The 24,808-nt window shown below is 71.7% G+C and carries 25 protein-coding genes; 7 read left to right on the top strand and 18 right to left on the bottom strand.

Features of this window, described 5'->3' with window-relative positions; translation table 11 throughout:
- Nucleotides 1-65: 65 nt before the first annotated feature.
- Complete coding sequence (locus I3V78_RS10525; RefSeq protein ID WP_204486689.1) at nt 66-1,442, bottom strand: hypothetical protein; 1,377 nt, start codon at nt 1,440-1,442, stop codon at nt 66-68.
- 233 nt (nt 1,443-1,675) lie between these two features.
- Between I3V78_RS10525 and I3V78_RS10520 the strand changes: the two genes are divergently transcribed.
- Nucleotides 1,676-2,164: a hypothetical protein gene (locus I3V78_RS10520; protein ID WP_204496965.1), complete on the top strand. Its 489-nt coding sequence runs from the start codon at nt 1,676-1,678 to the stop codon at nt 2,162-2,164.
- Nucleotides 2,165-2,186: 22 nt separating this feature from the next.
- Here the strand turns inward: I3V78_RS10520 and fsa are convergent, their stop codons facing one another.
- A complete protein-coding gene (gene fsa, locus I3V78_RS10515; protein WP_204486687.1) occupies nt 2,187-2,843 on the bottom strand; it encodes a fructose-6-phosphate aldolase in 657 nt (218 codons plus the stop codon).
- A gap of 147 nt (nt 2,844-2,990) precedes the next feature.
- On the opposite strand from fsa, the gene I3V78_RS10510 reads away from it, so the two are divergent.
- The gene (locus I3V78_RS10510) at nt 2,991-4,058 is read left to right on the top strand and encodes a KpsF/GutQ family sugar-phosphate isomerase (protein ID WP_204486685.1); all 1,068 of its coding nucleotides are present in this window, start codon (nt 2,991-2,993) and stop codon (nt 4,056-4,058) included.
- A 16-nt stretch (nt 4,059-4,074) separates the two neighbouring features.
- Here the strand turns inward: I3V78_RS10510 and I3V78_RS10505 are convergent, their stop codons facing one another.
- The 10 genes from I3V78_RS10505 to I3V78_RS10460 form a co-directional block, all read right to left on the bottom strand.
- Nucleotides 4,075-5,256, bottom strand: coding sequence for a tetratricopeptide repeat protein (locus I3V78_RS10505; RefSeq protein ID WP_204486683.1), 1,182 nt, complete (start codon nt 5,254-5,256; stop codon nt 4,075-4,077).
- A 27-nt stretch (nt 5,257-5,283) separates the two neighbouring features.
- Nucleotides 5,284-5,784: an SgcJ/EcaC family oxidoreductase gene (locus I3V78_RS10500; RefSeq protein ID WP_204486680.1), complete on the bottom strand. Its 501-nt coding sequence runs from the start codon at nt 5,782-5,784 to the stop codon at nt 5,284-5,286.
- Between the two features lie 78 nt (nt 5,785-5,862).
- Complete coding sequence (locus tag I3V78_RS10495; RefSeq protein ID WP_204486671.1) at nt 5,863-7,275, bottom strand: tetratricopeptide repeat protein; 1,413 nt, start codon at nt 7,273-7,275, stop codon at nt 5,863-5,865.
- Entirely contained in the window at nt 7,272-7,799 is a 528-nt protein-coding gene (gene folK / locus I3V78_RS10490; protein WP_204486669.1) for a 2-amino-4-hydroxy-6-hydroxymethyldihydropteridine diphosphokinase, read from the bottom strand. The genes I3V78_RS10495 and folK overlap by 4 nt, the downstream gene beginning before the upstream one ends.
- A 46-nt stretch (nt 7,800-7,845) precedes the next feature.
- Complete coding sequence (gene dapB / locus I3V78_RS10485; protein ID WP_204486667.1) at nt 7,846-8,592, bottom strand: 4-hydroxy-tetrahydrodipicolinate reductase; 747 nt, start codon at nt 8,590-8,592, stop codon at nt 7,846-7,848.
- A gap of 13 nt (nt 8,593-8,605) precedes the next feature.
- The gene (gene dapA / locus I3V78_RS10480; RefSeq protein ID WP_204486665.1) at nt 8,606-9,490 is read right to left on the bottom strand and encodes a 4-hydroxy-tetrahydrodipicolinate synthase; all 885 of its coding nucleotides are present in this window, start codon (nt 9,488-9,490) and stop codon (nt 8,606-8,608) included.
- Between the two features lie 16 nt (nt 9,491-9,506).
- The gene (gene lysA, locus I3V78_RS10475) at nt 9,507-10,748 is read right to left on the bottom strand and encodes a diaminopimelate decarboxylase (protein WP_204486663.1); all 1,242 of its coding nucleotides are present in this window, start codon (nt 10,746-10,748) and stop codon (nt 9,507-9,509) included.
- Nucleotides 10,745-10,924, bottom strand: coding sequence for a hypothetical protein (locus I3V78_RS10470; protein ID WP_204486661.1), 180 nt, complete (start codon nt 10,922-10,924; stop codon nt 10,745-10,747). Before I3V78_RS10470 ends, lysA begins: the two co-directional genes overlap by 4 nt.
- A gap of 12 nt (nt 10,925-10,936) precedes the next feature.
- Nucleotides 10,937-12,766: a TIGR04551 family protein gene (locus tag I3V78_RS10465; RefSeq protein ID WP_204486658.1), complete on the bottom strand. Its 1,830-nt coding sequence runs from the start codon at nt 12,764-12,766 to the stop codon at nt 10,937-10,939.
- Nucleotides 12,767-12,843: 77 nt separating this feature from the next.
- Nucleotides 12,844-13,701 carry an Fpg/Nei family DNA glycosylase gene (locus I3V78_RS10460; protein ID WP_204486656.1) on the bottom strand — a complete coding sequence of 286 codons (858 nt, stop codon included), beginning with the start codon at nt 13,699-13,701 and terminating at the stop codon, nt 12,844-12,846.
- Nucleotides 13,702-13,900: 199 nt separating this feature from the next.
- Between I3V78_RS10460 and I3V78_RS10455 the strand changes: the two genes are divergently transcribed.
- Nucleotides 13,901-14,722 carry a M48 family metallopeptidase gene (locus I3V78_RS10455; protein ID WP_204486654.1) on the top strand — a complete coding sequence of 274 codons (822 nt, stop codon included), beginning with the start codon at nt 13,901-13,903 and terminating at the stop codon, nt 14,720-14,722.
- Between the two features lie 12 nt (nt 14,723-14,734).
- Here I3V78_RS10455 and I3V78_RS10450 read toward each other — a convergent pair whose 3' ends face one another.
- Nucleotides 14,735-15,793 (bottom strand): YihY/virulence factor BrkB family protein, encoded by a 1,059-nt coding sequence (locus tag I3V78_RS10450; protein ID WP_204486652.1) that lies wholly within the window; start codon nt 15,791-15,793, stop codon nt 14,735-14,737.
- Nucleotides 15,794-15,940: 147 nt separating this feature from the next.
- On the opposite strand from I3V78_RS10450, the gene I3V78_RS10445 reads away from it, so the two are divergent.
- Nucleotides 15,941-16,624 (top strand): hypothetical protein, encoded by a 684-nt coding sequence (locus tag I3V78_RS10445; protein WP_204486650.1) that lies wholly within the window; start codon nt 15,941-15,943, stop codon nt 16,622-16,624.
- 1 nt (nt 16,625) lies between these two features.
- Here I3V78_RS10445 and I3V78_RS10440 read toward each other — a convergent pair whose 3' ends face one another.
- Genes I3V78_RS10440 through I3V78_RS10430 form a run of 3 tightly spaced genes read right to left on the bottom strand, consistent with a single transcriptional unit; the run spans nt 16,626 to nt 18,666 of the window.
- Entirely contained in the window at nt 16,626-17,003 is a 378-nt protein-coding gene (locus tag I3V78_RS10440; protein WP_204486647.1) for a hypothetical protein, read from the bottom strand.
- A gap of 57 nt (nt 17,004-17,060) precedes the next feature.
- Nucleotides 17,061-18,080: a tRNA epoxyqueuosine(34) reductase QueG gene (gene queG, locus I3V78_RS10435; RefSeq protein ID WP_204486645.1), complete on the bottom strand. Its 1,020-nt coding sequence runs from the start codon at nt 18,078-18,080 to the stop codon at nt 17,061-17,063.
- Between the two features lie 25 nt (nt 18,081-18,105).
- Entirely contained in the window at nt 18,106-18,666 is a 561-nt protein-coding gene (locus I3V78_RS10430; RefSeq protein ID WP_204486644.1) for a cob(I)yrinic acid a,c-diamide adenosyltransferase, read from the bottom strand.
- An 85-nt stretch (nt 18,667-18,751) separates the two neighbouring features.
- On the opposite strand from I3V78_RS10430, the gene I3V78_RS10425 reads away from it, so the two are divergent.
- The 3 genes from I3V78_RS10425 (at nt 18,752) to I3V78_RS10415 (ending at nt 21,945) form a co-directional block, all read left to right on the top strand.
- Nucleotides 18,752-19,546, top strand: a complete 795-nt coding sequence (locus I3V78_RS10425; protein ID WP_204486641.1) for a thymidylate synthase — start codon at nt 18,752-18,754, stop codon at nt 19,544-19,546.
- On the top strand, nt 19,543-20,022 hold the full coding sequence (locus I3V78_RS10420; protein WP_204486639.1) for a dihydrofolate reductase: 480 nt from the start codon (nt 19,543-19,545) through the stop codon (nt 20,020-20,022). The genes I3V78_RS10425 and I3V78_RS10420 overlap by 4 nt, the downstream gene beginning before the upstream one ends.
- A gap of 69 nt (nt 20,023-20,091) precedes the next feature.
- Nucleotides 20,092-21,945, top strand: coding sequence for a cytochrome c/FTR1 family iron permease (locus tag I3V78_RS10415; RefSeq protein ID WP_204486637.1), 1,854 nt, complete (start codon nt 20,092-20,094; stop codon nt 21,943-21,945).
- A gap of 1 nt (nt 21,946) precedes the next feature.
- On the opposite strand, the gene I3V78_RS10410 is transcribed toward I3V78_RS10415, so the two are convergent.
- Nucleotides 21,947-23,461, bottom strand: a complete 1,515-nt coding sequence (locus I3V78_RS10410) for an MBL fold metallo-hydrolase (RefSeq protein WP_204486635.1) — start codon at nt 23,459-23,461, stop codon at nt 21,947-21,949.
- Entirely contained in the window at nt 23,458-24,747 is a 1,290-nt protein-coding gene (locus I3V78_RS10405) for an HD domain-containing protein (protein WP_204486633.1), read from the bottom strand. The genes I3V78_RS10410 and I3V78_RS10405 overlap by 4 nt, the downstream gene beginning before the upstream one ends.
- Nucleotides 24,748-24,808: the final 61 nt, after the last annotated feature.

The following is a 24,808-nucleotide window of genomic DNA, read 5'->3' as shown; positions in this document are numbered from 1 at the left end:
TAACTCCCATGAGGAACAATGTCCCCGGGGGGGCCGTCAAGCCCCTTCACCCACCAGCGACCCGACTAGGGCCCGGTCAACAGGCTACCGCCCTGGTATTCCGTGTAGAGCCGGGGCGGCCATTGATCCCAGCTCGTCCCGGAGGGGCGTTTCGCGGGATCGAGCACGAGCGAGGAGGCGCCGCCGTAGGACGTCCGGGCGATGCCGTAGATCCGGGTCTTGCTGTCCTTGTTCGTCACCGGGATGTAGATGTTGCCTCCGGCGTCCATGACCCAGGTGCTGTCGGACTCGGCGCTCCAGGTCCTGAACACGGTGTCCTTCGAGCGGTCCGCGTAGGTCGCGAGCTTGGTGTAGGTCCCGTTGGCGGAGTCGATGCGCCACAACTGCAGGATGGTCCCCCCGTTGTAGACCACGTCGAAGTCCCCTCCCCGCGCCCGCGCGGTGCTGTGCACGAAGGAGTAGGCGCTGGGATTGGACGGCGAGTGCGCGTTGATCTGCTTCTTGGCGGCGGTGAAGATCGACAGACGGCGGCCACTGTCGGTCACGAGCTTGCTGCCCCCCGCGACCGCCAGGATGAAGTACGTGCCCGCGGGGACCACCTCGGCACCGCCCAGGTTGTAGTAGGCCCCTTCGTACTCACACTTGTAGTAGATGTCCGTGCCACTCGTGGTGGCGAAGTGGTAGACGCCGCCGGCGCACCGGGTGGTGGGAATCACGGTGTCGTTCGCCGTGACGTTCGACGGAGGAAGGGTCGTGTTCGTGGGGCTCTCCGTGAACGGATCCGGCGTGGACAGGAACAACTTTCCCCCGGACGAGTAGACGAGCCGACCATCCCCGCGCAATTGCATGGAGCCCACCACGCCCGTGAACTGCCGGGTGGGCGCGAGCACCGGCGAGATGGCCGTCACGCGCGGGCCTCCGGCGCCCTCACCGCCCGCGGAGCCAAAGTAGTAGACCTGACCGGCGCTCAGCGAGGAGAGCATGTTGTTGCCTCCGCCGCTCCCGCCATTCGTGGCCTCCGGGTCCGAATCCGAGCCCTTCTCCAGCAGGGCCTTGCCCTCTTCCCCCACGTAGACCTTCACCGAGGTGGACGCGTCCCGCCACTTGAGCGAGACCCGCGCCAGGCCCTTGCCGCACTCCGGGTAGCGCTCCTGATGGCAGGAGAAGGGCAGGCTCGCCGAGCCGTTCTCGAGCGTCACGAGGGTGTTGTTCCCCTGGTCGCCGAACTCCCCCATCTTGGTGGTGGCGCGCACCACGCCCGTGGCCTTCTTCCCGTCCTCGTCCACCACCGACAAGGTGATGGTCGTGGACGCCCCCACGGCGTCGATGAGCTGCTCGGAGGTCTCGGCCGTGATCCGGGCCGGCTCGGGCTCGCCACAGGCGCTCCCCAGCATCGAGATCAACAGCGCACTTCCCAGGAACAGCCCCCCTCGGCGCATCATGCGTACCGCCTCACTTGAAAAAAGAATCCGCGCAGTGTCTGGGCAAACGGGGAGGTATTGTCAACCCGGGCTCCGGGCGGACGAGACTCGTTGAGCGCCCTCATGGATGAGAGGGATTCCAGGATTGAAAGGACTTCTGGAATTCGTATCCGATCCCGCGTGGATGGACGGATTGACGTCGGCCGCGTGGCCCCGGTACTCACGCGCCCCACACCTCATCGGGGAGAGGGTTCATGCACCGACATTGGAAGTTCCTGGGTCTGCCGCTGCTGCTCGGCGCCGCGCTGTTCGCCTGTTCCGGAGAGGACGAGCCGACGGGATCGCTCGAGGTCACGCTGGGCGTGGTCTGGCTGGATGGCCAGGGCGAAGGCACCACCCTCTACGTCACGGCCCTGGACGCCGAGGGCAAGCCGGGCACGGGCAGCGTGAAGCTCCTCGCCGAGCGGGGCGTGCTGGCCGATGCAGGCGCCGAGGCCGAGGTGACGCTGCAGGGGGGCAAGGCCAGCGTGAGCTACGCCTGCACGAGCACGCCCGAGAAGCGCTGCGAGAACACCGCGCGCATCCGCGCGGAGTGGAATGGCGTGAAGGACTCGGTCCTCGTCAACTTCCCGGCGGCCGAGGCTCCCGAGGACGCGGGCACCGGCGATGGCGGCACGCGCCCGGACGCGGGCACCGGCGATGGCGGCACGCGTCCCGACGCGGGCACCGACGGCGGACGCTGAGCGCCACGCGCCGTCAGGAGCACTACGGCTTGGCGGCCTTGGGGACCTTCTCCCAGTCGGCCAGGAACTTGGCGATGCCCGCGTCGGTGAGCGGGTGCTGGGCGAGCTGCTTGATGACGCTGAAGGGCAGGGTCGCCACGTGGGCGCCCATGCGCGCGGACTGCAGCACGTGCACGGGGTTGCGCACGCTGGCCACCAGCACCTGCGTCTGGAAGTCGTAGTTCTGGTAGATCTCGAGGATGTGGGCGATGAGCTCCATGCCATCCTGCGAGATGTCGTCCAGGCGGCCCACGAAGGGCGAGATGTACGTGGCGCCCGCCTTGGCCGCCAGGAGCGCCTGGTTGGCGGAGAAGCACAGGGTGACGTTGGTCTTGATGCCCCGCTCGGTGAGCGTCTTGACGGCCTTCATGCCCTCCACGCCCATGGGGATCTTCACCACCACGTTCTTGTGGATCTTCGCCAGGCCCTCGCCTTCCTTGACCAGCTCGTCGGCCTTCTCGGAGACGCACTCGGCGCTCACCGGACCATCCACCACGGAGCAGATCTCCCGGATGGTCTCCTCGAGGCCGCGGCCCGTCTTGGCCAGCAGCGAGGGGTTGGTGGTGACGCCGTCCACGCAGCCCATGTCGTAGGCGGTGCGGATTTCCTTGATGTCAGCGGTATCGATGAAGAACTTCATGTCGTCGCCTCTCCAGGTTCGAGTCGTCGCACGGTGGCCAGGTGCAGCACTCCCGTCTGCCCGCCGGACGAGGAAGCCCGTAGTCCATGCCCCCCAGTGCGTCAAGCTGGCAGGCCCGCTCTGTCCAGAGGTACAAACCCTCCCGACATGGCCCGAGTCTCTCGCAGCACCGCCCGGAAACCCCGCCTGCGTGCCCTTCCCCCTCAAGGTGTGCCCGCGCCCGCCGATGCGCAGGCGTCCGCCGAGCGTGAGGCCACGCTCGCCTACGCGCGCAGCGTGTTGGAGGCCGAGGCCCAGGCCATCCTCGGACTGATGGGGCGGCTGGACGCTCCCTTCCTGCGCGCGCTGGAGCTGGTGCGCGACTGCGCGGGCCAGACGGTGGTGACGGGCATCGGCAAGGCGGGGCTCATCGGCCAGAAGTTGTCGGCCACGCTCGCCTCCACCGGCGTGCGCTCGATCTTCCTGCACCCCACCGAGGCGGCGCACGGGGACCTGGGCCGGGTGAGCCGGGGCGACGTCATCCTCGCGCTGTCCAACAGCGGCACCACCGAGGAGCTGGTGCGGCTCTTGCCCTCCTTCAAGCGCCTGGGCGCGCCCGTCATCGCGCTCACCGGCGACGCGGACAGTCCGCTGGCGCGCGGCGCGGACGTGGTGCTGGACATCGGTCGCATCGAGGAGGCGTGCCCCATGGGCCTCGTCCCCACGGCGTCCACCGCCGCCCTGCACGCCCTGGGGGATGCGCTCACCCTGGCCGTGCTGCGCGCCCGCTCCTTCAGCTCGGCCGAGTACGCCCTGCTCCATCCGGCGGGCAAGATTGGCCGCGCCGTCATGCGCGTGTCCGAGTTGATGCGCGCGGGCCCCGCCAACCCGCTCGTGCGCGACAGCGCGAAGCTGTCCGAGGCCGTGGTGGTGATGACCAACACGCCGGGCCGCCCCGGCGCCACCAACGTGGTGGACCGTCACGGACGGCTCGTGGGCATCTTCACGGATGGGGACTTGCGCCGGCTCGTCGAGCAGGGCCACACGGACTTCCAGCGGCCCTTGCGCGAGGTGATGGGCAAGCGGCCCCGGTGCGTGGGCCCCGAGGTGCTGGTGCTCGAGGCCACGCGGATGATGCGCGAGGCCCGCGTGGACCAGTTGCCCGTGGTGGACGCCGAGGGCAAGGCGGTGGGCCTGCTCGACGTGCAGGACCTGCTGGCCGCCCGGTCTTTCTAGGCGCCCTCCAGGAGCCCTAGGCCGACCCGCCCTGCCCGCCGAGCCGGGCCACGAGCCGCTCCGCCTGGGCGCGGACATGGGGCTCGGGGCTCGTCTGGGCGCGCCGCGCGTGGGTGAGCGCGCGGCCCGCGTCGCTGTCCACGAGCGCGAGCGCCAGGTTGAGGTGGGCGCCCGGATCCTCCGGGTGGGCCTCCAGCACGCGCTCCATCACCACCCGGGCCGCGTCCGCGCCGCCCGGGCGCGACAGGTGCAGCACCGCCAGATCGTTGGCGGGCCCGAGCGCGGTGGGCGCCAGCCGCACGGCCTCCTCCAGCAGGCGCAGGGCCTCGGCGTCATCGCCCTGCTTGCGCCGCGTCTTGGCCAGCGCCTGGCGCACGTCCGGGGAGTCCGGGGCCTTGCTCAGCGCCTCGCGCAGCACGGGCTCGGCCTCGCCGGCCTTGTCGCCCAGGAGCAGCGCCAGGCCGTGCAGGTAGATGGCATCCACGCTCGCGGGCAAGAGCATGCGCAGCTCCACCGCGGCGCGCTGGGCCTCGTCCGTGGCGCCCGACATGAGGCACAGCGTGGCGAACTCCCGGAACAGGCCCGGCTCCCGAGGCGCCCGGAGGATGGCCTGGCGCAGGGACTCCATCGCCGCGCCCACCCGCCCTGTTTGCGTCTGGACGCGCGAGGCCAACAGCAACGGCAGGTGCTCGGTGTGGGACGCCGCGGCGGCCGCCTGGTAGCGCTGGAGCGCCTCGTCCAGGCGCTGCTGGCCCTGCAGCGCCATGCCCAGGTAGGTGAGGACCTGGGTGGTGGGCTGGGAGCGCGCGGCCCGCTCCAGCTCCCGCGTCGCCTCCGCGTGCCGGCCCGCGGACAGCAGGGCCCGGCCGTGGTTGAGCCACTCGAAGAAGCCCGCGTTGGGCTGGGAGGCGAGCGTGCCCAGCAACTCCAGCGCGGACGCGTTGCCCTCCTCCGCCTCCAGGCGCGCCAGGTGGCTGAGCCCCTCGGGGTGGGTGGGGTTGAGCGCCATGAACCGGCCCAGGACCGTCCGGGCCGCCTTGTCGTCGTACTGGGCGAGCCGCACCCGGGCCAGCCCCAGCAGGGCCTGGGAGTTCTGGGGCTCCTGCGCGAGCACCTTCTCGAACTCGCGCGCGGCTTCCTTGAGACGACCCTGCTTCATGAGCCGCACGGCGGCGGCGACCAGTTTGGAGACGGCCATACGACCGTCCACGCTAGCACGGGTGGTTCAGGGCTGGGGCTGCGGCCGGGGCTTCTCGTCGGTGTTCTGCCCGGCCACGATGCGCCAGGTGCCGTCGATGCGCTGCAACACGTACTTCATCTGCGTGCGCAGCAGGCCGGGCTCCGTGGCCTGCACGCCCGGGGGCAGGCCCTGGTACTGCGTCACGTTGTGGGTGGTGTCCACCACGGCCGCGTCCTCGCCCAGGAACACGAGCCGACGCACCGTCACCTCGGCGTGGCTGCCCTTGAAGAGGGAGTTGAAGATGGCCGCGTGGCGCTCCTCGATCTGCTGTCGACCGGCGAAGGGCGTGCCCACGATGTTGACGAAGTCCGCGTCGGCCACGAAGTCGGCGGTCCACGCCGCCGCGTCCTGGCGGTTCCAGGCCTCGGTCTGCGCCGCCACCATCTGGCGGATGGACAGCTCGTCCTGGGCACGGTCGGCGTGCGCACACGCCGTGAAGAGCAACGACAGCGCCACGAGGGACGTGGCGCGGAGAATGCGTGACATGCGTTCGATCCTTCCGGGGATGACGACCGCCCGGACGCAGCAGCCTGCCACAAAGACGCCCGGGCGGAGACCCGGACGCTACGGCTCCAGCTTGGCCTGGAGCGACGCGCGGGCCGCGTAGTCCGGCGCGGAGGCCGCCAGCTTCGCCCACAGCGCTCGGGCGCCGCGCGCATCCCCCTTGGCCTTGAGCGTCTCGCCGAGCTGATCCACCGCCGCCGGGTCCGAGCTGACGGCCACGCCCCACACCCGGTCCGCCGTGGGCTTGCCCAGGCCCACGAGCGTCCACGCGAGGCCCGCCTTCACCCGGCCATCCGGACGCAGCGGCATCACCTGGCGGTAGGCGGCCAGCGCCTCGTCGTAGCGACCGCTCGCGAGCAGCGCCTCGCCCCGGTCCACCGTCTCGGTGAGCTGGGCCTCGAGCTCCGGCGTACGCTCCACGTTCTGCATGGCCTGCATCGTCTCGGGCGAGAGCGTGGGCGCCGACGTGGCGTCCCCTCCCCCACCCGGGGCCATGCCCGGGGGCGGAGCCGCCGCGGCCCCGCCCTGCATGGGACCGCGCGCCATGAGGGGCGACTGGTGCTGCAGGTCCAGCTTGGTGGCGCGAATGCGGCGATCCTCCGCGCGCGTGGCCTTCCACTTCGTCATGCCGCCGGCCCGCTCCGCCTCGCCCGCCATGCGCGCCAGCTTCTGGGCCAGCGGGGCGCGCGGGGCGTCCGCGTGCGCCGCGGAGAAGGCCTCGAAGCCCTCGCGCGCCGAGCGCAGCGCCTTCACGTCCTCGCCCCGCGTCTCGTAGAGCAGCGCCGAGCGGCCGAAGAGCGCGTCCGCGTTGGACGGCGCCACCTCCAGCACCCGCTCGTACACCGCGAGCGCGCCCCGCGTGTCATGGGTGAGCAACAGGCTGTTGGCGTGCATGACCTCCACGTCCAGCACCGGCTCGAGCGCCGCGCGCGCGCACGCCACGGCGCCCGCCGTGTCGCCCTTCTTCGCGCGCTCGGCGGCCACCTTCTGCATCTCCTCCACCGGCGTCTGCGCGGAGAAGCCACAGCCCGCCTCGGCCGCGCTCTTCACCGCGCCCGCGCCCAGCTTCTTCTTCTGCACGGTGTACAGCTCGCGCACGCCCTTGGCCTTGTCCCCGGCCTGCACCAGGTAGGCGAGCGCGTCGGCCGGGCGGCCATTGGCGTAGTAGAGCTTGCCGAGCGACGAGGCGATCTCGAACGTCTTGTCGCGCTCGCGCAGGCCCTGCATGCCCTCGAGCTGCTGGAGCAGCTCCTCGGCGTTGGGGGGCGCCCGGCCCGTCATGGGCGGGTGGCCCTGGGGCAGCGCCCCGGTGCTGGAAGGCGCGCCCGCGCCGAAGGTCGGGTGGCCCGGGGGCATGGCGCCCGGCGCCGCGGCGGGGGCCTCCGTCCCGAGAGGGGGGTGGCCAGCGGGCAGGGAGGAGGGCTCGGCGGCGAGCAGCGCGGCGGTGGCCGTCAGGGCCAGGGAGAGGGTCATGACTCGGTCACGGGGGAAGGGGTTTCAGGCCACTGGGTGGCCTCCAGGCGCTGGACGTCCTGGGGGGCGAGCTGCGCGAGCAACTGGGTCACGGACAGCCCGAGCACCGGGTGCTCCTCGTCGGGCGCCAGCTCGGCCAGGGGCTCCAGGGCGAAGCGGCGCTTGTGCAGTTCCAGGTGGGGGACCTGGAGCTGGGGGTCGGCCACGAGCTCTCCGGGCCACAGGAGGATGTCGAGGTCGATGGGCCGGGGGCCCCAGCGCCCGTCCCGGGGCAGGCGGCCCAGGTCCTTCTCGATCTGCTGCAGGATGCACAGCAGGCGCTGGGGGGGCAGGGAGCACTCCAGCTCCACCACGGCGTTGAGGTAGCGCGGCTGGGGCGGTCCCACGGGGGCGCTCTCGAACAGCGCGGAGCAGCGCAGCACCGCCACGGCGTCGATGCGGGACAAGGCTTCCAGGGCGGACACCAACTGGGCCTCGCGGTCACCCTCGTTGGAACCCAACCCGACGTAGACAGTGGAATTCAAGGCTCCCTCTCAACAGGGGGGGCGGGCATCCGGATTCCCCGGAGCCTCACGCGCCCCTCGGAAAGCCGAGCACGTCGGCCATGTCGTACAGGCCCGGCGCCCGGCCCGTCACCCAGCGCGCGGCCCGGAGGGCCCCCAGGCCGAACTGGTCCCGGCTGGTCGCCCGGTGGGTCAGCTCGATGCGCTCGCCCTCGCCATAGAAGAACACGGTGTGTTCGCCAACCACATCCCCGCCCCGGAGCGTCTGGACGCCAATCTCCTTCGGGGGGCGGGCGCCAATCTGGCCCTGGCGGGCGAACGTCAGGTCCTCCTCGCCCCGGCCCAGGGCGGCGGCGAGCACCTCGGCCAGCTTGAGGGCCGTGCCCGAGGGCGCGTCCTTCTTCATCCGGTGGTGGGCCTCCAGCACCTCCACGTCATAGCCCTCGCCCAGCACCCGGGCCAGCTCGGCCGCCATGCGGATGACGACGTTGACGCCCACGGAGGTGTTGGGCGCGAGCACCACGGGAATGGCCGCGGCGCTCCGGGCCAGCTCGGCGCGCGACTCGGGGGTGAAGCCCGTGGAGCCGACGACCAGGCCCACGCCCCGCGCGGCGCACGCGCGCGCATGGGCCACGCTCGCCTCGGCGCTGGTGAAGTCGATGACCACCTGGGCGCGCGCCGTGTCGAGCACCCGGCCGAAGTCGTCCCCGCGCGTGCTCGTGCCCGCGAGCTCCAGGTCCGGCGCGTCGCCCACGAGCCGCTGCAGGGTGGCGCCCATGCGTCCGGTGACGCCGGTGAGAACGGTGCGGATCATCGGGGGGGCTCCCTCACTTGAGCAGGGACAGCTCGCGCAGCTCGGACTCGAGCTTCCTCGCGTTGGGCTCGGACATAGGCACGAGCGGCAGGCGCAATTCGGGGCCGAACAGGCCCATGACGTGCAGCGCCCACTTCACCGGAATGGGGTTGGGCTCCACGAAGAGCAGCCGGTGCAGCGCGTTCATGCGCACCTGGAGCGCGCGCGCCTCGTCGAGTCGGCCCGCGCGCGCCGCCGCCACCAGGTCCGCCATCATCCGGGGCGCCACGTTGGAGGACACGGAGATGACGCCCTTGCCGCCGCAGGCGATGAAGGGCAGCACGGTGAAGTCGTCGCCGGACAGGAGCGTGAGCCGCTCGCCGCACGCCTCCACCAGGTCCACCGCGCGCGACAGGCTGCCCGTGGCCTCCTTGACGGCCACCACCTCGGGCAGGTCGCACAGCCGCAGCATCGTCTCGGGCAGCAGGTCCACGCCCGTGCGGCCCGGCACGTTGTAGACGATGATGGGCAGGCCCGGGTGGGCACGCGCCACGGCCTTGTAGTGCTCCACGAGGCCCGCCTGGGTGGGCTTGTTGTAGTAGGGCGTCACCAGGAGCGTGCCGTCGGCGCCCGCCTCGCGCGCGCGCCGCACGCCCTCGATCGTCGCCGCGGTGCTGTTGGAGCCCGCGCCCGCCACCACCGGCACCCGGCCCGCCGCCTCCTCCACCGCCACCCGGATGGCCCGCTGGTGCTCCTCGGGGGACACCGTCACCGACTCGCCCGTGGTGCCCATGGGGATGAGCACGCTCGTGCCCCCGGCGATCTGCTGCTGGATGAGCGCGCGGTAGGCCGACTCGTCGAGTGCCCCGTCACGAAACGGGGTGGCGAGCGCCGTCATCGACCCTTCGAAAGTCCTCATACGGCGGCTTATACGGTCAGGGACGCTCACCGCGCCAGAGGTCCTCGACGCGCTCGCGCTCGCGCACCACCCGCCAGGCGCCTCCGTCCACCAGCACCTCGGCGGGCCGGGGCCGGGAGTTGTAGTTGGAGGCCATGCTCATGCCGTACGCCCCCGCGCTCATGAACGCGTACAGTTCCCCTTGTTGGGGCAGGACGAGCGAGCGCTGCCGGGCCAGCACGTCGGTGGACTCGCACACCGGCCCCACCACGTCCACCTCCACCGCCTTGCCCCGCCGCTGCATGAGCGGCTGCAGGCCGTGGTGCGCCTCGTAGAGCGCGGGCCGCATCAGGTCGTTCATGCCGGCGTCCACCACGACGAACTGGCGCGCGGGCGTCGTCTTGCGGAAGAGCACCCGGGTGAGCAGCACGCCGGCGTTGCCCACGATGGAGCGGCCCGGCTCGAACACGAGCGTGGTGCCGAGCTTGCCCACCGCGCCGAGGATGGTGCGCGCGTACTCCTCGGCCGAGGGCGGGGTCTCGTCCGTGTAGGTGATGCCCAGGCCACCGCCCACGTCCAGGTAGCGCAAGGGGTGACCCTGGGCCTGGAGCTCGCGGTAGAGGGTGCCCACCTTGGCGAGCGCCGCCTTGAAGGGCGAGGTGAGGGTGATCTGCGAGCCGATGTGGCAGTCGAGCCCCACCGCCTCCAGGCCCTTCATCTTCTTGGCGCGGGCGTAGAGGGCGTGGGCCTCCTCGAAGGGAACGCCGAACTTGGACGTCTTGAGGCCCGTGGCGATGTAGCGGTGGGTGCGCGCGTCCACGTTGGGGTTGACGCGCAGGGCGAAGGGCGCGCGCCGGCCCTGGGCCCGGGCCACCGCGTCGAGCAGCTCCAATTCCTCGGGGCTCTCCACGTTGAAGAAGAGGATGCCGGCGGCGAGCGCCTGGGCCATCTCCTCGGGCGTCTTGCCCACGCCGGCGAACACCGTCTTGCCCGGCGCGCCGCCGGCCGCCTTCACCCGGGCCAGCTCGCCGCCCGACACGATGTCGAAGCCACTGCCCTGCTCCGCGAGCAGCCGCAGCACCGCGAGCGTGGAGTTGGCCTTCACCGCGTAGCAGACGACGTGCGGGTGCTCGCCGAAGGCGCTGGACACCGCCTGGAAGTGCTCGCGCAGGGCGGTGGCGGAGTAGACGTAGGTGGGGGTGCCCACCGCCTCGGCGATGGCGGGCAGGGGCACGTCCTCCGCGTGGAGGACGCGCTTGCGGTAGGTGAAGGGACTCACGGCACCCCGGCGTCAGGCGGAGGAATCGACGAGGGCAGCGGACCGCGCTGCCCGTCGGGGGACGGCGTCTCCGAGGTGGGCGCGGGCGCCGGCAGGGGCGGGCGCGGCGGCGCCTTGATGCCACAGCCCCCCAGCGCACAGCCCAGCACCAGCACCCCGACGAGCGAGCGGTTCATGGCGCGTGGCTCCTAGAAGCGGATGCCCACCGTGCCACGCACGGCGTGGGCGGTGGACAGCGTCTGGGTCTGCAGGCCGGTGTTGTAGTCCTGCAGGCCGCTGAGCGGGAAGAGCACGGACCAGTCCACCCGGGCCACGAAGCCATCCTCCGTCTCGTACTTCGCGCCCAGGCTCGTCTCGATGCCCAGGGGCTTGTTGGTGAAGGACGGCGTGGACTCGGCGTAGATGGCCTGCGAGTAGATGGCGCTGCCGAACAGGTCCAGGCCCTGGGTGAGCGTGTAGCGCAGCGTGGGCTTGGCGTAGACGGTGTCCGTGAGCGTGCCGATCAGCTCGCGCCAGAGGATGTTGTCCACGCGGTAGGCGCGGTTGAAGCGGAAGTTGCGGATGGCGCTGTCGGCGCAGCCGCCGTTGTCGCAGCTGAACTGGGGGCCGTCCACGTCACCCGGCTGGGTGAAGCCGCCCGCCTTGGAGCCGGGGCGGCCCGGGTAGGCGCCGAAGCCCGGCGCCCGGTCACCCGTGGCGAAGCCCAGCTCCAGCTGGAGGTTGAGCTTGCCGTTGAGCACCCGGTACTCGCCCACCGCCGCGCCGCCGAACTGCGCCACCGTGAGCGACTGGTTCTGCGTGAGGTCCACGGCGCTGGGCGCCTGGGGGGCGTTGTAGCGGCTGCCGATCTTGCCCAGGTACGCCGCCACCTCGAACTCCACGCGGAAGTTGCGCTCCTCGTAGCGCAGCCACACGTCCGGAATGTAGATGGAGGCGTCGCGCTGGATGTAGGTGCTCGGCGGGCCCACCGAGCCGTCCGGGTTGAGCACCGCGGGCCCCGAGCTCAGGCCCTCGGAGGTGTAGCGCTGGGTGCGCCAGCTGAAGTGCACGCCGTAGTTGAGCACGCCCTGGTTGTTCTCCAGCTTGGCCTTCACCTCCTGGGGCGTGTCCCGCCGCGCCGCCGCCAGCACGAAGCTGTGGCTGTCATCCGCGTTGGACAGGTCCACCGGCTGGCTCTGCGTCCCGTTCGGGTAGGCGTAGCGGCCCTCGCCGTTGAACTCGAACATGGGCGTCACGTAGAAGCCCTTGAGCGGCTCGGCGACGAACATGACCCGGTCCACCACGTCGCCGTAGTCGCACTCGATGCAGTTGCCGTCGGCGCGCAACACGCCCAGGCCCCAGTTGGCCGTCATGCGGCCAAAGCGCAACAGGCCCACCGGCGTGGACACCTCGCCGTACACCTCGCGCACCGCGATGGAGTCCTGCAGCGCGTTGAGCGCCGAGGCGGGCGCCGACTGCCCGTCATTGAAGACGTCGAACAGGCGGTAGCCGTCGTTCGGGAAGCTCGTGGAGGGCGTGGAGCCCAGGAGCACGTTGCTCAGCACGTCGAACTGCGTCTTGATCCGCACCTCCTCGGAGATATTGAAGGTGGGCTCCAGGCGCAGGCGCATGTCGGCGCCGGACTGGGTCTTCTCGTTGCCGCGCGGCGAGGGGAACAGCCGACGGTCGGGCGCCTTGCCCAGGTCGAACTGGTAGTAGAGGTTGGGGCGCAGGCGGAAGAAGCCATCGAGCTGGAAGAGCTCCAGCTTGCGCTTCTCGGCGACCCACTCCTGCTGCCATTCCGCGCCGACCGAGTTGGTGGCCGTCTGGGCGCGGATCTCCTCGCGCATCTCCTGCTTGGCGGCCGTCACGCGCTTGTCGACCTCCTGGCGGATGCGCTCCTCGAGGGCATCGGAGCCCTCGGCGGGCGTCGGCGAGGCGGGCGCGGGCGTCGGCGAGCCGGAAGACGGCTCCGGCGTCTGCGCGGTGGCCGTGGCGGAGGCGACGAGCAGCACCGCCAGCAGGGCGTTGGACGACATAGGGGATTCTTCTCCGGGGCCGCGCGATTGCGGCGGGTGCAAAGGGCGGGCGAGTCAAGCGGAGTGCGTGGGGGGTGTCAACGACGGCGAGCAGCCCGTGTCGTGCCCCGGGAGCGCGCCGGCGCCTCCGGGTGCGCGGGCTGGCACCCGGGGCAGAAATGGGTGGTGCGCCCCCCCTGGGCCAGGGATTCCACCGTCGTGCCACACCGGGCACAGGCCTCGCCGGCGCGTCCGTAGACCAGGAAGCCGTTGTGGGCCCCGTCCTTCAGATAGCGCGGCTCGTCCCCCCGCTGCTCCTCGAGGCCATAGGCGAGCGCGGCGTGGATGCCCGTGGCCAGGCGCCGCCACTCGACCGGGGTGAGCGAGCCCGGGACGCGCCCCGGGTGCACGCGCGCGCGGTAGAGCGCCTCCGCGGCGTGGATGTTGCCCAGGCCCGCGAGCCGCCCCTGGTCCATCAGGGCCACCTTGAGCGCCTGCCGCGAGTCCCCCACGGCCTCCTGGAGCTCGCCGGGGGTGAGGCCCTCGACGAGCGGATCCCTCCCCAGGGCCCGCACCGGCGCGAGCTCCCACAGGGCCCCGGCGGGGCACGGCTCCATCCGCCCGAGCAGCCGCGCGTCGGCGAAGTGAATCACCTGGCCGCCCCCCAGATGGAAGCGGGCACGGCTGTAGGGCACGACGTCCTCGGGGGCCCGGCGCACGAAGCGCCCCGTCATGCCCAGGTGCGCGAGCAGCCCGCGCTCCTTCTCGAAAGTGAACAACAGGTACTTGCCCCGCCGCTCCAGGGACACCAGGCGGCCCTGGAGCGCCGCGAAGTCCTTCCAGCGCGCGCCCCGGAAGACGCGGGTGTCATCCGCCTCGGCCCGGAGCACCCGGTGGCCCTTGAACCAGCGCACGAGGTTGCGCCGGGCGATCTCCACTTCGGGTAGCTCGGGCATGACGTGCGCGGCATAACACCTCGCCCGGGCGGCCCGCATGTCTTCTGAAGCAGACACCGGTCTTTCCGGTTCCGGACGCTTGCGCTTGCGAGGAGCGGACGCTCCGCGCGCGCCCGCCGCCACGGAGCGCTTGCCGAGTGGGAGCCCGCTGGATACGACGCGGGCTTTCCGGCAGCACCAACGCAAAGGACGGCACGGCATGAAGCGGATTCTCTCGGCGGCACTCACCCTCTCGCTGGGTCTGGGCATGCTCCCCGCCTGCGCGGGCAAGAAGTTGAACGTGGGCCGCACCGCCGCCTCCATCTTCATCTCCGACGAGCAGGAGTCGAAGCTCGGCCTGCAGGTGAAGCAGGAGCTGGAGACCAAGGAGAACATCAAGTACGTCGAGGATCCCGCCATCGTCGAGTACGTGCGCACGGTGTCCGGACGCATCCTCCAGCAGGCCAACAAGGACCGTCCGGGCGTGAAGTGGACGGTCAACGTCATCGACGATCCCAAGACGGTCAACGCCTTCGCCACCCCGGGCGGCTACCTGTACGTGTACACGGGCCTGCTGCTCGCGGCGGAGAACGAGGCGGAGCTCGCGGGCGTCATGGGCCACGAGGCCGGCCATGTGGTGGGCCGCCACTCCGCCCAGGCCATGCTGCTGCAGTACGGCCAGCAGGCCGTGGTCGAGGCGGCGCTCGGCAAGGACGCGGGCACGGTGTCGCAGATCGCCGCGGCCCTGGCGGGCAACGGCGCCGCGCTCAAGTTCAGCCGCGACAACGAGACGGAGGCCGACGAGCTGGGCGCCAAGTACATCTCCGCCGTCGCCTACGATCCGCACGGCCTGTCCTCGTTCTTCCAGAAGCTGGCCGCCCAGGAGGGCAAGACGCCCGCCGTCTTCAAGTGGATGAGCACCCACCCGGCGAGCGCCGACCGCGTCACCCACATCAACCAGTTCATCACCCAGAACCGGTTGACGGGCGCGGAGCTGGGCGCGGATCGCCTGGCCGCCATCAAGCAGAAGATCCGCCGCTAGCCGCGAGGGGCCTCAGGGCGCCGGGGAGTCCTCCGGCGTCCGGGAGTCCCGCCCCGCGTCGTCGGGCACCTCGTCGGGAGGCTCGACGCCCGGCGGGGCGCGCTCGGCCATGCGCCGACGCCACCGCCAGAAGCCCAGGCGCTGGCGCAGCCCGTCCGTGTCCCCCGCCCCCGTCGACAGGTGCGGCGTCTGGATCTCCGGCTCGCGGCCCTCGGCCCGCGCCGCCTCCGCCTGGGCCTGCTCGAGGATGGCGTTCACCTCGCCCCCGAGGATGAAGATGAACCCGGTGAGGTAGAGCCACAGGAGCAGCACGATGACCCCGCCGATGGAGCCATAGGTGATGTTGTAGCGGCCGAAGTGCTCCACGTACCAGGTGAAGCCCCACGTGGTGAGCAGCCACAGCACGCTGGCCAGCAGCGACCCGGGGGACAGGAAGTCGTAGCGGTGCCGCACCGCGGGCAGACGCCAGTAACACAGCGCCAGCACCAGCATCACCAGCGCCGCGGTGAGGGGCCAGCGCAGCCAGGACCACATCAGGTGGTAGGCGTGGAGCACGTGCAGGTGCTGCGCGGCCCACTCCCCCGCGCGGCCTCCGAGCAGGAAGAGCGCGAAGGCCACGGGGATGAGCAAGGAGCCCGCCACGGTCATCACGACGGCGAGCGCCTGCGTGTGCCACAGCGGCCGGTACTCGGGCACGTCGTAGGCCAGGTTGAGCGCGCGGCGAAACGCGTCCATGCCCCGCGAGGAGGACCAGAGCGCCACGAAGAAGCCCAGGGTGACGAGCCTCGGCTGGGTGTCCCCCGCCACCGTGCGCAGGTGCTCGCGCACCAGGCCCAGCGCATCGGCCGGCATGAGCGGCCCGAGCCGCTCCACCATGAGCGTCACCGACCCCGGCTCCAGCGGCAGGTGCGCCGCGAGCGTGACGAGGAAGAACAGGAAGGGAAACAGGGCGAAGAGGAAATAGAAGGCCAGCTGCGCCGCGCAGCCGGTGACCTCGTCCTCCTGGATTTCCACCCAGAGCCGACGGAAGAACTCCCGCCAGGTCAGGTGCTTGAGCCCTCGCAATCGCATCGTGCCCCTGGTCGCCTCCCCTGCCGCCTGCCCGGGGAGGGGCTGACACGGTAGTCACGGAGGAGGACGTCCACCAGGGGCGCGAGCAAGCCCCCCACCCGACCCATGCCACCCGGGCCCCGGGCCTGCTAGCCTCGCGCCCCACTTATGGCCCTGCTTCCGCTCGTCCTCGCCCTGTCGCTTGGCGCATCCGACCAGACCATCCCCGCCGGCTGCCGCGAGGACTACGGCACCTGCCGCGAGGACTGCACCATCGACTACGGCGGCGTCACGACGAAGTACAAGCAGCTCGGCCAGTGCGTCGACACGTGCAACCGCGAGCGCGACGCGTGCACCACCCGGCACTACTCGCTCCGGGACACGGGCGGGGACCTGCCCACGACCCCCAGCGCGCGGCCCCCCCTGGACGAGTGGGAGCAGCGCGAGTCGAGCGGCGGCGGGCGCACCGTCCCGGACTCCACCACCGCGCCGGACAGCGGACGCCGTGGCGTCTACCGCGCCTCGGAGGCCGCCGCACCCGCGGCCCCCGCCGCCTCCGATGATCTCCGCGACGACACCGAGGAGCGGGTCACGCCCGCCGCGCCCCCGCCCGCCCCCGCCCCCCTGGCGCCCGAGCCGCCCGCGCCCGTGATGAAGCCCGCGGCCCCGCCGCCGCCCCCCGCTCCGGCCGCCTCCGCCCAGGCCTCGAGCGAGGAGGGCGCCGAGGAGCCGCCTCCGCCGCCCCGGGTGAACGCGCCCCCGCCCCGGCCCACGGAGCCCGTGCGCCCCACCCCGCCGCCCGAGCCCAAGAAGCGGGACATCGCGGACTGGGATCCGGACGCCGAGGACTAGCTCACGGCGCGCCGCACGCGAGCCACTCGCTGAGCTGACGGCGCTCCTCGCTCGTGGGGAGGGGCCCGCTCGGGGGCATCTGGGTGTTCTCCCCGTTGGGGCCCGCGCCCGACCACCGGTCGATGTCCTCGGTCTGGCGGCGCACGGCGTCCAGGGTGTCGAAGTTGACGCCCGCGGGCGCGCCCTGCCGCGCGGAGCCCGACAGGGACGCGGCGTGGCAGCGGTTGCAGTAGCGGGTCATGAAGTCGGTGCCGAAGTTGGCCGCGGTGAGCGTGCTGTCCGGCGGGCAGCTGGTGCCGGTCGGCTCGCCACACGCCGACAGCACGAGGACCGAGAGAGCGCCGAGCACGGCGCGCACCACACGAGGGGACTTGAGCAAGGGAGTACTCCTGACGAGGGGGACGACGCGCGCCAGCGTACACCCGGGCGGAGACCCTCAGGCGTCCAGGTGCAACAGCGCCCAGAGCGCGGCCTGACGGACCTGTTCGCTCGGGTCCTCGCGCAGGCGCTCCAACAGGGCCCGGGAGGCGTGCTGCTTGGCCGCCCCGAGCGCGTACACCGCGTTGCGGCGCAGCCCATCGTACTTCGCCCGCGCCAGCGCCGTGCCCGGCACGAGCCGGTCGTAGTCCTCCTGGGAGAGCGCCGCCAGCTCCACCACGCCGAGCTGCGCCACGGCCCGGGGCACGAAGCGCTCGTTGGGCGTGGGCACCGGGCGGCGGTTGAGGGGGCACACGTCCTGGCAGATGTCACAGCCGAAGACGAGGTTGTCCATCTCCATGCGGAAGGACTCGGGCACCTGCAGGTCGCGGTTCTCCACCGTCTGGTAGGACAGACAGGCGCGCGCATCCACCCGCCCCTCGCCCAACAGCGCCCCGGTGGGACAGGACATGAGGCACTTGCGGCAACTGCCGCAGCGGTCCGTCGCGGGGCCGTCCGCGTAGGCGTCCACCTCGGTGTCGAGGATGAGCGCCGCCAGCATCACCCAGGAGCCGAAGGGCTCGGTGATGAAGCACCCGTTCTTGCCCACGTAGCCCAGGCCCGCGCGCGCCGCCCACACCTTCTCCATGAGCGGCCCCGAGTCCACGCCGCCGTAGTCGCGCACCTCGGGGTACGCCTGCTTCAGGCGCTTGCGGAAGGCCTTGAGGCTGTCGCGCAAGGTGGAGTGGTAGTCGCGGCCCCGCGCGTAGCGGGCGATGGGCGAGTCGGCCGCCTCGGGGGCGTCGCGGTAGTAGTTGGTCGCGAAGGCGATGACGGTGCGCGCCCCGGGCAAGAGCAGCGACACGTCCAGCCGCTCGGCGGCGCGCGAGCCCAGCCAGTCCATGTCCGCCGAGCACCCCGCCTCCAGCCACTCCAGGAAGAAGCGGGGCGGAATGGGCTCGGCGCGCGCGAAGCCCACGAGGGAGAAGCCCACCTCGTGGGCGAGTGGGCGCAGGAAGGCGGTGGGCAGCGGGGGCACGCCCCTTACATACCCCCGCTCCGCCTCAGGTCGAGGGCTTCTCGGCGATCCACTTCACGTCCTCGATGCCCGCCCGGTGGTTGGCCACCCGCGCGAGCACGAAGAGCAGGTCGGAGAGCCGGTTGAGGTACGTCACCGCCTCGGCCGAGCCCTCGCCCGCGTGCAGGGCGGCCACCACACGCCGCTCGGCGCGCCGGCACACCGTGCGTCCCAGGTGCAGCGCCGCGGCCGCCTGGGAGCCCCCGGGCAGGATGAAGTGCGTCATGGGCGCGAGCTCCGTCTCGAAGGTGTCGATCGCCCGCTCCATGTCCGTCACCCACTCGGCCTTGAGCGGGGGGATGTGGCTGGAGGCCTTGGTGCCCGCGGGCGTGGCCAGGACCGCACCCACCGTGAAGAGCTGGTCCTGCAGCCGCTGCAGCAGCGCGTCCAGGTCGCTCGGGGGCGCCATCGCGCGCACCAGGCCCAGCGTGGCGTTGAGCTCGTCCACCTCGCCGTAGGCCTCCACCCGGAGGCTGTCCTTGCCCACCCGGCCTCCGCCGAACAGGCCTGTTTCTCCCGCGTCTCCGGTCTTCGTGTAGATCTTCACTGGCGCGTTCCTCTTTCGTCGGACAGTCAGCAGCCCGGGCAGCGGAAGATTCGCGCGCTCCGGGGGCGTGGGCTAGGAGAAGTCCATGCAACAGTACCTCGCCCTGCTCGAGCACGTGCTTCATCACGGAGCGAAGAAGAGCGATCGCACCGGCACCGGCACGCTGAGCATCTTCGGCCATCAGATGCGCTTCGACCTGACCCGGGGCTTTCCCCTGGTGACGACGAAGAAGCTGCACCTCAAGTCCATCATCCACGAGCTTTTGTGGATGCTCGCGGGCCAGACCAACGTGCGCGGGCTGCAGGCCCACGGCGTCTCCATCTGGGACGAGTGGGCCAACGCCGAGGGCGAGCTGGGCCCCATCTACGGCCACCAGTGGCGCTCCTGGTCCACGCCCGACGGCGGCACCATCGATCAGATGAGCCAGTTGGTGGAAGGCCTCAAGAAGAACCCGGACTCGCGCCGCCACCTGGTGAGCGCGTGGAACGTGGCGGACCTGCCCGCCATGAAGCTGCCGCCCTGTCACATCCTGTTCCAGTTCTACGTGGCCGACGGCAAGCTCTCCTGCCAGCTCTACCAGCGCAGCGCGGACATCTTCCTCGGGCTGCCCTTCAACATCGCCTCCTACGCGCTGCTCACGATGATGGTGGCGCAGGTGACGGGCCTTGAGGCGCACGAGTTCATCCACACCACGGGCGACGCGCACCTCTACCTCAACCACCTGGAGCAGGCGCGCGAGCAGCTCCAGCGCGCCCCCCGCGCCCCGCCGCGCATGGTGCTCAACCCCGACGTGCGCTCGCTCTTCGACTTCAAGTACGAGGACTTCACCCTGCGTGACTACGAGCCCCACCCGGCCATCAAGGCGCCGGTGGCGGTATGACGCTGTCGGCCATCGTGGCCCTGGCGTCCAACCGCTGCATTGGCCGGGACAACGCCCTGCCCTGGCGCCTGCCGGAGGACCTCCAGCGCTTCAAGCGGCTCACGCTGGGGCACACGCTCGTCATGGGGCGCAAGACGTACGACTCCATCGGCCGGCCGCTGCCCGGCCGGACCACCGTGGTGGTGACACGCCAGCCGGACTGGGCGGCCCCTGCCGGAGTGCGGGTGGCGCACGCCCTGGACGAGGCCCTGGACATGGCCGGCCCGGGTGAGGTCTTCCTCGCCGGGGGCGCGCAGCTCTACGCCCAGGCGATGGACCGGGTGCGGCGGCTGTACCTCACCCGCATCGAGCGTCCCTACGAGGGGGACACCTTCTTCCCCGAGGTGGACCTGTCCGGCTGGCGCCTGGTCGCCGACGAGCCCCACCCCGCCACGGACACCACGCCCCCCTTCCGCTTCCTCACCTACGAGCGATAAGCCCGGACGATTTTGAGTTTGGTTCTCAACTTTGAGAATCCCCGGGAGGACTGGTAGACCGGGGCGGTCATGCGCACCGGTCTACTGCTGCTGTCGCTCCTGCTCCTGGCCCCGCTGGCCCATGCCCAGGAGGGCGAATCGGAGACGCGCACCTGGCACCGCCTGGTGGGCATCCTCCAATACCTCCAAGCGGACTATCCGGCGGCGGTGGAGTCGCGCTCGGAGTTCGAGCTGGCCGAGCAGCGCAGCTTCATCGCCGAGGCCCGCGAGGCCGCGAGCGAGCTGGGCCGCCGGGGCGAGACGTTCGTCGTGAAGCTGGAGTCCATCCAGAAGCGCGTGGACCAGGGCGAGGATCCCGAGGGCGTGAGCCGCGAGTGCGGCGAGCTGGTGGAGTCGCTGGTGCTGGCCGGAGGCCTGGCGCGCAGTCCCCGCCTGACGCCGGACCTGAAGCTGGGCGCCCAGTTGTACCAGGAGAGCTGCGCGGCCTGTCACGGCGCGGACGGCCGGGCGGACGTGCCCATCGCCAAGACGATGGAGCCCGCGCCCGCCAACTTCCAGGACGCGGAGCTCATGTCCGGCATCACCCCGTACAAGGCCTTCAACACCACGGGCTTCGGCGTGCCTGGCACGCCCATGCCGGGCTTTCCCACCCTGAGCGAGCACGAGCGCTGGTCCGTCGCCTTCTACCTCTTCACGCTGCGCCAGCCCCCGTGCGAGGGCACCCCGCCCCGCGCCTCGATGGAGAAGCTGGCCAACGCCACGGACACCGAGCTCGAGAAGGACTATGGCCAGCAGCACCTGGCGTGCCTGCGCCAGAAGATGCCCGAGGTGGACACGGAGCGCAGCCTGGTGGTGACGCGCGAGCACGTGGAGCAGGCGCTGCGGCTGGCGGACGCCGGGGACATGCTTGGCGCGCGCAACGCCCTCCTGGATGCGTACCTCAAGGGGCTCGAGCCCGTGGAGGTCATGCTCCAGGCGCGCGACCCGGACCTGGTGCTCCAGTTGGAGAAGGCCTTCCTCGCCACGCGTCTGGCCGCGGAGAACAAGAGCCCGCACGTCCAGGACGAGGGCCGGGTGCTCCTGTCGCTCCTGGATCAGGCGCGCCGGGGCAGCGGCGACACCATGGGCTTCCTGTCGGTCATCTGGCTCACCATGCTCATCCTCGTGCGCGAGGGCTTCGAGGCGAGCATCATCATCGCCGCGCTGCTGGCCATGCTGCGCAAGATGCAGGCGCCCGAGTACGCGCGCGTGGTGCACCTGGGCTGGGTGTCCGCGCTCGTCGTGGGGGCGCTGGCCTTCATCTTCGGCCGGCACCTGATGAATGGCGCCAACCGCGAGCTGCTCGAGGGCTTCGCGGGCCTGTTCGCCGTGGCCATGCTGCTCTACGCGGCGCTGTGGCTCAACGCGCGCGCCAACATGAGCAAGTTCATGGGCGAGCTGCGCGAGAAGATGAAGGGTGCGCTGGGCCGCGGCAGCATGGCGGGCCTGTTCGCCATCGCCTTCACGTCCGCGCTGCGCGAGAGCGTGGAGACGGCCATCTTCCTGCAGGGGCTCGCGCTGGACTCGGCCACGGGCGTGATGTGGGGCTGCGCGCTGGGCACGGTGGCCATCGCCGTGCTCGTCTTCTTCGTCAACCGCGTGGGCTACAAGCTGCCCATGAAGACGCTCTTCAAGGCGTCCACGGTGCTGCTGGTGGCCACCGCCGTCATGCTCCTGGGCAAGGCGCTGCATGCCCTCCAGGAGGTGGCCCTCTTGCCCATCAAGCCCATCCCCTTCGTCACCATCGACCTCCTGGGCGTCTATCCGGACGCGGTGTCGCTCGTGCCGCAGGTGCTGCTCACCGTCGTGCCGCTCGCCCTGGTGTTCATCAAGCGGCGGCGCGACGGCTCGGCCCGGCTGGCGGACGCCTCGCCCCAGGGGTGAGTCACCCCGGGAAGTAGCGGCCGGATGCCTCGCGCACCCGGCCCTCGCCCTGGAGCTTGAGCAACACCGCCAGGGCGCTGCGCTCGGCCACCGGCAGGAGGAAGGGCGGCGTCTCCACGTAGGCGCGCGCCACCAGCTCGGTGAGCGTCACCCCCTCCGAGGGCAGCGCCGCCAGGATGCGCGCCTCGCGCGCCGCGCGGTGGTCCAGGTACTCCTGGAGCTTGCCCGGCCCATCTGGAATCGCCATGCCGTGCGCCGCGTAGAGCGTCGTCACCGGCCAGTCCCGCAGGCGCGCCAGCTGCCGCAGGTACTCGGCCATGTCGCCCTCGGGCGGGTCGATGACGATGGTGCCCACGCCCGCCACCATGTCGCCCACCACCGCCGCGCGCGTGCGCTCGTCCACCAGGCACACGTGCCCCTGGGCATGTCCCGGCGTGTACAGCACCCGCCAGCGCTGGGGCGGCGTGCCCGCCAGCTCCAGCACCTCGCCGTCCACCAGGAGCCGCGCCGTGGGCACCGCCACCCGGTCCGCCGTGCGCGCATGGCACCACAGGGGCACGCCCAGCCGCTCCGTCACCGCGCGCACGCCCGCCGTGTGGTCCCCATGGTGGTGGGTGAGCACCACCGCCTTCACCCGGACGCCCTCCGCCACCAGCCCCTCCACCAGCGCCAGCAGCCGCGCCAGCTCCTCCTCGTCCCCCGAGCCCGGGTCCACGATGAGCAGCTCCTCCTCGCCCAGCACGTACGCGTTGGTGTGCGTGGCCGGGGGCAGCGTGGCCGTGCGCAGGGGAAACACGCGCACGCCGCGCTGGTACTCGATGCGCTGGGCGATGAAGTCCGGACAGTGCTCCGGCGTGCGCAGGGCCGCCGCCGTCCGCTCGGGCGACCCGGCGCGCGCCAGCACCCGCAGGACGTGCAGCGCGGGCGGATGGAGCAGCGCGGTGCCCGCCTCCCAGCGGGCCAGGGCCTCCGCGGGCGTCACCCACGCCGCCTCGGACAGCTCCCCGGGCCACCACTCCGTCCGGGCGTGCGGCCCCACCTCCAGGAAGTAGAAGAAGGTGTCGAAGCGCACCGGGGCGAACTCCGGCGTCACCCACCGCCCCGCCTCGAGCAAGTCCCCGCTCCGCAAGGACAGCCCATGGCGCTCGAGCCCCGCGCGCCACGACACCCGGCCCTCCAGCACCTCCCGGCGCAGCGTGGCCACCGCGTCCGGCGTCAGCCGCTCGGCGCCCTCGGCCGCCAGCACGCCCGCCTCCTCGAGCAGCTCCCGCGCCGCCGCCGCGCGCAGGGCCGCGTCCTGGCCCGAGGCCCCGTGCACCGGCACGTCCGCGTCCTGGGCGTCCAGCTTGCCGCCGGGAAAGGCGTAGAAGCCGCCCGCGAAGCGCAGCGCCTTGTCGCGCTTGACCCAGAACACTTCCCACCCCTGGGCGGTGCGGCGGCACGGCACCACCACGGACGACAGCCGGGGCACGGCCACGGGCGGCGGGGGCGGCGCCCCCTGGACGGTCTCGCTCATCCCCCCACCGCCTGTCCGAGCAGCCGCGCCATCATGTTGCGCGCGTCCTCGATCTGATCCGGCCGCACGTACAGCCGCGTGAGCCGCACCGCGCCGCTGTAGCGCTGGTAGAGCGGCGTGTAGCGCGACACCTCGGTGAGCCGGCCCGTCGAGCGGTCCACGATGTAGAGGCTCGGGACGGAGCCCTCCGCGAAGTACTTGGAGAGCACGCCCTTGGACTCCACGGTGAAGTGCTCGAAGCCGCCGGTGACGAGCGCGCTGCGCAGCACGTCCAGGTCGTAGCCCACGTCCCGCTCGGTGAACTGCGCGAGCAGCTTGAAGCCCTGGCGCGTGGCGATGCGCTGGGCCCAGCGGTTCTTCGAGCGGCGCAGCGTGTACCAGAGCGCCACGTCGTCGCAGTGCAGGAAGGCGTCCGGGTCGGAGGGGATCTCGAACTCGCCCGGAGCCTCCTCGTAGTAGCGCCGGAGCATGGCGTCGAAGTTCACCGAGGTGTGGTGGTAGTACACCGAGATGAACATGTGGTGGCGGCTGAGCAGGAAGTCCTCGAAGGCGAACGCCGCCGCCCGGCTGAGCGCCAGGTAGGCCCGCCCGTCCTTCACCGCCGGGTTGAGGTTGGACACCAGCCAGTCCATGTCGTACCGGCCGTAGTTGACGCCCGTGTAGAACGAGTCGCGCAGCAGGTAGTCCATCCGGTCCGCGTCCAGCTCCCCGGACACGATGGCGCGCAGGAGCGGCGTCCAGTCCACCCCGGCATGGGAGAAGCCCGGGTCCCTCGGCGGCCGCGCGCCGGTGATGAGCCCCACGGCCGCCTCCGGCGAAATCCCCCGGGGCTTGTACTGCTCCTCGATGAGGGGGGTGAGCGCGCTGTCCAGCAGGAGCTTGGCGGTGTAGTCCTCGTGGGTGGCCTGCTCGCCCTCGGCCACCGCGTCCAGCCAGGCCGGCAGCCGCAGCGAGGCGCGCGGGGGGGCGATGCGCTCGGAAGCATGGGACAGGGGCATGTGCCCCAGGTCATGGCAGAGCACGGCGAGCCGGACCGCGGCGCTGAAGCGCTCGCGCACCTCGGCGGGCAGCTCCGCGCGATCCGTGACGGCGTGGAATACCCGGGAGGCGACATGCATGGCGCCCAGCGAGTGGGCATGCCGGGTGTGGGTGGCGCCGGGGAATGCCAGGTCCCCGAAGCCCAGTTGCCGCACGTGACGGAGCCGTTGGTAGAACCGGCTGTCGATGACGGCCTTCTCCTCGCCACTCACATCGATGGTGCCGTGGATGGGGTCACGAATCCGCATGGTTCTCCTCATACTTCCGGACACTGCTCAGCGGCCAGCCATTCGGCCCGCCTGTGAACTG

The organism is Archangium primigenium, from assembly GCF_016904885.1.
In the GTDB taxonomy this organism is placed as follows: Bacteria; Myxococcota; Myxococcia; order Myxococcales; family Myxococcaceae; genus Cystobacter; species Cystobacter primigenius.
Note: the sequence above shows the minus strand (reverse complement) of the source record. Positions and strands in the feature narration are given on the sequence as shown.

What these genes read in the sequence shown, in the direction of transcription:
- I3V78_RS10525 (WP_204486689.1), bottom strand. Translation starts at nt 1,442, where the DNA reads ATGATGCGCCGAGGGGGGCTGTTCCTGGGAAGTGCGCTGTTGATCTCG.
- I3V78_RS10520 (WP_204496965.1), top strand. Translation starts at nt 1,676, where the DNA reads ATGCACCGACATTGGAAGTTCCTGGGTCTGCCGCTGCTGCTCGGCGCC.
- fsa (WP_204486687.1), bottom strand. Translation starts at nt 2,843, where the DNA reads ATGAAGTTCTTCATCGATACCGCTGACATCAAGGAAATCCGCACCGCC.
- I3V78_RS10510 (WP_204486685.1), top strand. Translation starts at nt 2,991, where the DNA reads ATGGCCCGAGTCTCTCGCAGCACCGCCCGGAAACCCCGCCTGCGTGCC.
- I3V78_RS10505 (WP_204486683.1), bottom strand. Translation starts at nt 5,256, where the DNA reads ATGGCCGTCTCCAAACTGGTCGCCGCCGCCGTGCGGCTCATGAAGCAG.
- I3V78_RS10500 (WP_204486680.1), bottom strand. Translation starts at nt 5,784, where the DNA reads ATGTCACGCATTCTCCGCGCCACGTCCCTCGTGGCGCTGTCGTTGCTC.
- I3V78_RS10495 (WP_204486671.1), bottom strand. Translation starts at nt 7,275, where the DNA reads ATGACCCTCTCCCTGGCCCTGACGGCCACCGCCGCGCTGCTCGCCGCC.
- dapB (WP_204486667.1), bottom strand. Translation starts at nt 8,592, where the DNA reads ATGATCCGCACCGTTCTCACCGGCGTCACCGGACGCATGGGCGCCACC.
- dapA (WP_204486665.1), bottom strand. Translation starts at nt 9,490, where the DNA reads ATGAGGACTTTCGAAGGGTCGATGACGGCGCTCGCCACCCCGTTTCGT.
- I3V78_RS10470 (WP_204486661.1), bottom strand. Translation starts at nt 10,924, where the DNA reads ATGAACCGCTCGCTCGTCGGGGTGCTGGTGCTGGGCTGTGCGCTGGGG.
- I3V78_RS10465 (WP_204486658.1), bottom strand. Translation starts at nt 12,766, where the DNA reads ATGTCGTCCAACGCCCTGCTGGCGGTGCTGCTCGTCGCCTCCGCCACG.
- I3V78_RS10460 (WP_204486656.1), bottom strand. Translation starts at nt 13,701, where the DNA reads ATGCCCGAGCTACCCGAAGTGGAGATCGCCCGGCGCAACCTCGTGCGC.
- I3V78_RS10455 (WP_204486654.1), top strand. Translation starts at nt 13,901, where the DNA reads ATGAAGCGGATTCTCTCGGCGGCACTCACCCTCTCGCTGGGTCTGGGC.
- I3V78_RS10450 (WP_204486652.1), bottom strand. Translation starts at nt 15,793, where the DNA reads ATGCGATTGCGAGGGCTCAAGCACCTGACCTGGCGGGAGTTCTTCCGT.
- I3V78_RS10445 (WP_204486650.1), top strand. Translation starts at nt 15,941, where the DNA reads ATGGCCCTGCTTCCGCTCGTCCTCGCCCTGTCGCTTGGCGCATCCGAC.
- I3V78_RS10425 (WP_204486641.1), top strand. Translation starts at nt 18,752, where the DNA reads ATGCAACAGTACCTCGCCCTGCTCGAGCACGTGCTTCATCACGGAGCG.
- I3V78_RS10420 (WP_204486639.1), top strand. Translation starts at nt 19,543, where the DNA reads ATGACGCTGTCGGCCATCGTGGCCCTGGCGTCCAACCGCTGCATTGGC.
- I3V78_RS10415 (WP_204486637.1), top strand. Translation starts at nt 20,092, where the DNA reads ATGCGCACCGGTCTACTGCTGCTGTCGCTCCTGCTCCTGGCCCCGCTG.
- I3V78_RS10410 (WP_204486635.1), bottom strand. Translation starts at nt 23,461, where the DNA reads ATGAGCGAGACCGTCCAGGGGGCGCCGCCCCCGCCGCCCGTGGCCGTG.
- I3V78_RS10405 (WP_204486633.1), bottom strand. Translation starts at nt 24,747, where the DNA reads ATGCGGATTCGTGACCCCATCCACGGCACCATCGATGTGAGTGGCGAG.